This is a genomic window from Anaerolineales bacterium (genome assembly GCA_037382465.1).
GTDB lineage: Bacteria > Chloroflexota > Anaerolineae > Anaerolineales > E44-bin32 > WVZH01.
In genome coordinates, this window is the sequence record JARRPX010000049.1 from 18230 (window position 1) to 23181 (window position 4952).

Consider the following 4952-nt stretch of genomic DNA (forward strand, 5'->3'; position numbering starts at 1 on the left):
TTTTTATGATTCTACGCCACCACGAGAGTCGTTTCGGTCTGTGAGGTGGATTCTCCCTGTCTCAGTGCGCGAGAAAGGTGTGCTCGAAGAACTCGAGCGGGCTCTTGATGACGTCGCATTCGAACAGACAGTAATGCGGCACCCAGAGAATCAGCGCCAGGACGCAAATGCCGATCGAGAGACCGTAGAAGACGAGGGGATGGTCCGCATACGCGCGCGCCTTGGCTGCGGGACCTTCGTCGGCATCTTTCTTCCGCTGCGCGAACTCCCGCAAGGGCAGATTGACCGAGACTGCCACCATGGCGAAATTGAAACACGTGACCGTGAACCAGCGGCCGTAGTCGTAGGCCGTGAAGTAGACCGGCAGCGAAAGCAGCAGCGGAATCAAGAAGTACTTGCGGAAGAACACGCCCGTATAGCGCAGCGCCGACCGCGGGGAAAAGGACCCCGCAGATCGGGCGCGCAGGATAGCGTACAGTGCCTGGCGCACGAGATACCAGAGCGAAAACCCCAACGTAGGCAGGATCAGCAGCCACTCCTTCCAGTGCATGGCAACGATCATCCGCGTGATGCCGAAGGCCTGCCCCAACGACCAGGACATGGGAATGAACGATCCGGGCAGGGTCGATCCGCTAAGCGGCTCGCGCGGCAGGCTGCATTTGCCTTCGCGAATCGCGCCGGCGGCCGCCCACTTGTCGCAGACGTCGAACAGCGTCTGGTGATCCGGCGTGCCGGAAAGGAAGACGGCGCCGAACGCCAAAAGCGCCGGCAGGTAGAGCAGCCCGGTCCACAGGGCGGCCCGCTTGAAGCCTCGCGAGGCGTCCAGGCGCAGGACAGAGAGCGTGATCATCCCGTGCAGCGGGACGAACAACAGGAAGTTGCCCTCGTGGACGAGGATGATCGCCGGGAGCAGGATCGCCGCGACGGGCAGCAGGCCGCGCACGTAGCGCCGCAGGTTTCCCGCCGGAAGCGAGGCGCCCTTCCCGAGCGGAAAGGCTTTTTCGACGACGAGCAGGTGCAGCAGCAGGGTGAGGTAGCCCAGGGTTTCCTTGCGCCCGATGGCGTTGTGGTCGTGCAGGTAGAAGAAGAACAGCGAGGGCAGGAAGAGCAGCCCGAACAGCGTCAGCGGATGAAGCGCTTTGCGGCAGCGCAGCAGCAGGCGCAGGTATCCGAGGGCGACGGCCAGGATAAGAACCCAGGAAAAGACCGCCACGAAGGCCAGCGGCGGGATCGAATCCGGCACCAGGCGCCAGATCTCCCCCGACAGCCCGCGGCGGATGAATCCCTGGGAATAATCGATCAGCCAGTCGGTGTAGGCCCAGTAATTCAGGCTGGTCCCGGAGACGTCCTGGGGCAGCCAGAAGAGCACCTCGCGGAGCAGCATGGCGGCGAAGCCGGCCAGCAAGACGGAATTGACGATGGTGCGGGGGTGGGAAAACAGGGACTTGATCCGCGCGGTTGCGCTCATGTGTGGTCTCCCTTGCGATGGCCGGGCGATGCGAACCAATCGCCCGGGCGGATTTGCATTTTTTAACCCCGATGCGGATTTTCGACAAGACTACGGATGATTTTACGAGAGACGATGCGAGATATCCACCGCCGATGTCCGCCAAGACTCCCGGCAGGTCCTGGCCGCAGATGATCGTGATCGCCTACTTCATCGGACTCAGAACTTGACGGACCACTGCGAAAACCGTTAGTATATTGCGTAGCACCTGCACCAAAGGGGAGGATGGATAGGCGCATGCCGGTAACTTTTTTCCGGGTATTGGTGTTATACAGTTTTAGATTGTAAAAACGGGGGATGTGTTGGCCGCTTCAACTACGTTGTCCTGCACTCGATTGAAGAACACAACCTCTTCGGCTGTAGCGGCAAATTAATGGCATAGAAGCGAAATTTGCTCGCATTTAAAGCACCGGGGCTTTACGTTCTGCATGTGCTCATGCTCGATGCCTGACCGATCGAGTTATCCCTTGCCAGGGGGTGTAACGGCAATCGCTATGAAGACGAAACGCGTTTTCCTTCCTTTATGTATCAGCACAATAATTCTCATCGCCACCGCCGCCACGGTCGTCCGGGCCGACTACATCGGACCCAATCGAACGGTAACCACGACAGAATGGCGCCGGCGCGTGTGTCGTTATCGAGCCGTATACGACCCTCCGGGATCCGGTTCTTATAGCTGCACCCTCAGGCTGTATCAAACGCCCGGGTCGAGCTGCAATGCGGCAAACAGCGCGGCGACTTACTTCAATCCCACCTCCTGTGCAGGGTGGACCTTCAGTTGTGAGGATGCCGGCATTAACTGCGACATATCCTTTCGAGGCACCAGTCTCGATTCCTGTTCGCCCGATTCCACAGGATGCAGGGAGACCACGAGCACGACGACCCTCGATCCTGCCACGGTGAGCGGGAACCTTACCTGCGGAATCGCGGGCAACAACGGCTGGTGTGTCGCCGGGGCGGCGATCTCCTTCAGCGCCGAAGAGCCAATCCCTCCTTACGAAATCGAAACCATCGAGGGCTTCTCGGGCGTATTCTGTGATCCTCCGGACAGCCCAACGCTGTCATGCACCTGGTCCGGCGGCGGCGAAGGTGAACAGTCCTACACCTTCTGGGCACACAGCACGTATGGCGATACGAGCAGCCAGGGCTCCGTTGCCTGGCGGTTGGACACGCTTCCACCGACGCCGGGAATTACCGTTTCCGGTGGAACATCGGGCAGCGGCGGCTGGTATCGCGGCGGGCCGTTGAACGTCTCGGGCAGCGGGACAGACCGTTCCCCTGGATCCGGCATCGCTTCTTCTGAGGTGTCGATTGACGGCGGCGCATATATCCCTTCCGCGGCGATCTCGGCCGAGGGATGGTATAGCGTCGACATTCTGACGACGGATCGGGCCGGAAATACCTCGAGTGACTCGGCCGGAGTCGGACTGGACAATACCCCACCCGTTCCGAATTTGGGAGCAACCGGAACCGCGGGATCAGGAGGATGGTACGTATCCTCCACCGTGACGGCGACCGAATCCGGATCGGATGCACTTTCCGGAATCGGCTCACGCCAATTCCAAGCAGATGGAGGCGCGTGGCAGTCCGGCGCCAGTGCTAACGTAACCGGCGAAGGCGTACACACCGTAAATTGGCAAATCACGGATCTGGCCGGCAACAGCGCAACTCAGTCGCAGACGATCGACATCGATTCGGTCGAACCAGTATCCATGTTCGCATCTCCCCCCGAAGGGAGTACGATCACGACAAACAGCGTACTCCAGATGAGCGGCAGCAGTACCGACGCGACGTCGGGACTTAGCAGCGCACAAATCTCCTTGAACGGAGGGGAGACATGGATTGGATTGCCCCTGACGGGAGGAGTCTGGAACTATGCGTGGGACACGCGCACGGTCACAAATGGAACGCACTACGTACTCGTGCGCGCAGCGGACAATGCCGGGAACGTCGGGACGGCGGCACGGATTACGGTCATCGTCGATAACGAAGGCCCGCACGTAGACATCACAGAGCAGTGGATGATCTGGGAAACGGCAACCGTGAGCGTAAAAGATACGGGCATCGGCATCCGCAATGCCACGTTGGTCATAGATGGCGGTATTTACGGTGAAAGACAGTATCGTTGGAGTTCGGGAAACATACCCAACCGATTTACCTGGGACCGGCGGTTTGGAGAGGTATTGGCTCCCCCCGGAGAGTATCACGTTGTGCTTACGGCGTGGGATCGACTGGGAAACCGCGGTTCGGATGCAGGAACCATCCTCATCCCTGAACCACCGACAGTAACACCAACCCTTGCGCCGACTTGTACACCAACACCCACAAGACTACCTTCTAGGCGCGAACAGAAACCCACACCGATGAGGGTGGCAATTGTGCCCGCTGAGCCGGATGTTACAGCACCTCAAAAAGTAGAACTTCCGCAGCGAGCAGCGCCTACCATCTGGTGGCCTTTGCTCCTGATCGTTGGACTCGCAGGGGTTCTCGGAGTTGCAGGTATCTTCGATCCTCGCCCCCCGGCTTGGAAAAGATTGTCGAAAATTCGAAACCAAGCTTTGCTGGCCGATAAATCCAGGAAGAAAAAAGAGGAGGACGACTCATAATGGACATAACAATTGGCATCGCGCTCGTATTACTCATGGCAATATTCATCATCATCGCCATATATTATTTTCGCCGTCAAGCGGTCGCACTCGAACAGATGGCCGAAATCGAAGAAGAGCGCTACATGCGTCAAACCAAGCTTTGGCGCAAACAAGATGCATCTCGGATTAAGATTGGAGAACCCCTATCGTGGTTTCAAAAACAAGTGTTGATTGCTCTGGGATGCGACGTTCAATTGTTGGAAACGGGGAGAAAAAATGCTAGTCCGCCTGTGTTGGAATTCCTGGCCAGCAGCGGCCAACGCGTTCTTTTTTCGCCGCTTGATTTTCGAACCATGAAAAAGGCCTTCACCAGTAAGAAACACGATGGGAAAGACCCCGCTTCGAGATTAAAGAGCATGCAAATCGAGACACCATTACTAGGACGAAACGCGAGAGGCATGCAAAAGGGATATGTTTCCCTGCGTGATGATGAGTACTTCGATATCTGGGCAGGCAATGCTGGAGAGAAATTGGGGATCAATTGGGGAGAGCCCGAGAGGCTGTGGGTGTATTTGGTACAGGCATGATCCTCACCTGAAGTCGTCGAAAGACTTATTTAATTTCCTTCTTCGGTTGGATAAGAAATTCCACCCTTCGACTTCACGCATCGCTTCACGGTTCGTTTCACTCAGGATGATTGAGGACGAGGGAACCATCAAGAGGAATTGTAAAGGCCGTGAAGCCATCCTCCCGTATCATCCTGAGCGGAGTGATTGATTACCTAAAATACCGCTATTCCTCTCATCCATCGTTATACGCATATTTTGCTCGAGTCGTACCAGGAATTCCGTCAGTGG

3 protein-coding genes are annotated in these 4952 nt (G+C 57.3%); 2 read left to right on the forward strand and 1 reads right to left on the reverse strand.

The genetic code is table 11. From position 1 onward, the window contains the following. Nucleotides 1–61 precede the first annotated feature (61 nt). A complete protein-coding gene (locus P8Z34_12350; protein MEJ2551464.1) occupies nucleotides 62–1468 on the reverse strand; it encodes a hypothetical protein in 1407 nt (468 codons plus the stop codon). A 533-nt stretch (nucleotides 1469–2001) separates the two neighbouring features. Between P8Z34_12350 and P8Z34_12355 the strand changes: the two genes are divergently transcribed. Together P8Z34_12355 and P8Z34_12360 are read left to right on the forward strand one after the other, a co-directional pair. Continuing rightward, nucleotides 2002–4113 carry an Ig-like domain-containing protein gene (locus tag P8Z34_12355; protein MEJ2551465.1) on the forward strand — a complete coding sequence of 704 codons (2112 nt, stop codon included), beginning with the start codon at nucleotides 2002–2004 and terminating at the stop codon, nucleotides 4111–4113. Continuing rightward, on the forward strand, nucleotides 4113–4682 hold the full coding sequence (locus P8Z34_12360; GenBank protein ID MEJ2551466.1) for a hypothetical protein: 570 nt from the start codon (nucleotides 4113–4115) through the stop codon (nucleotides 4680–4682). The genes P8Z34_12355 and P8Z34_12360 overlap by 1 nt, the downstream gene beginning before the upstream one ends. The last annotated feature ends 270 nt before the right edge of the window (nucleotides 4683–4952 follow it).

Excerpts from the sequence above, each read along its gene's own strand:
- P8Z34_12350 (MEJ2551464.1), bottom strand. The coding sequence starts at position 1,468 with ATGAGCGCAACCGCGCGGATCAAGTCCCTGTTTTCCCACCCCCGCACC.
- P8Z34_12355 (MEJ2551465.1), top strand. The coding sequence starts at position 2,002 with ATGAAGACGAAACGCGTTTTCCTTCCTTTATGTATCAGCACAATAATT.
- P8Z34_12360 (MEJ2551466.1), top strand. The coding sequence starts at position 4,113 with ATGGACATAACAATTGGCATCGCGCTCGTATTACTCATGGCAATATTC.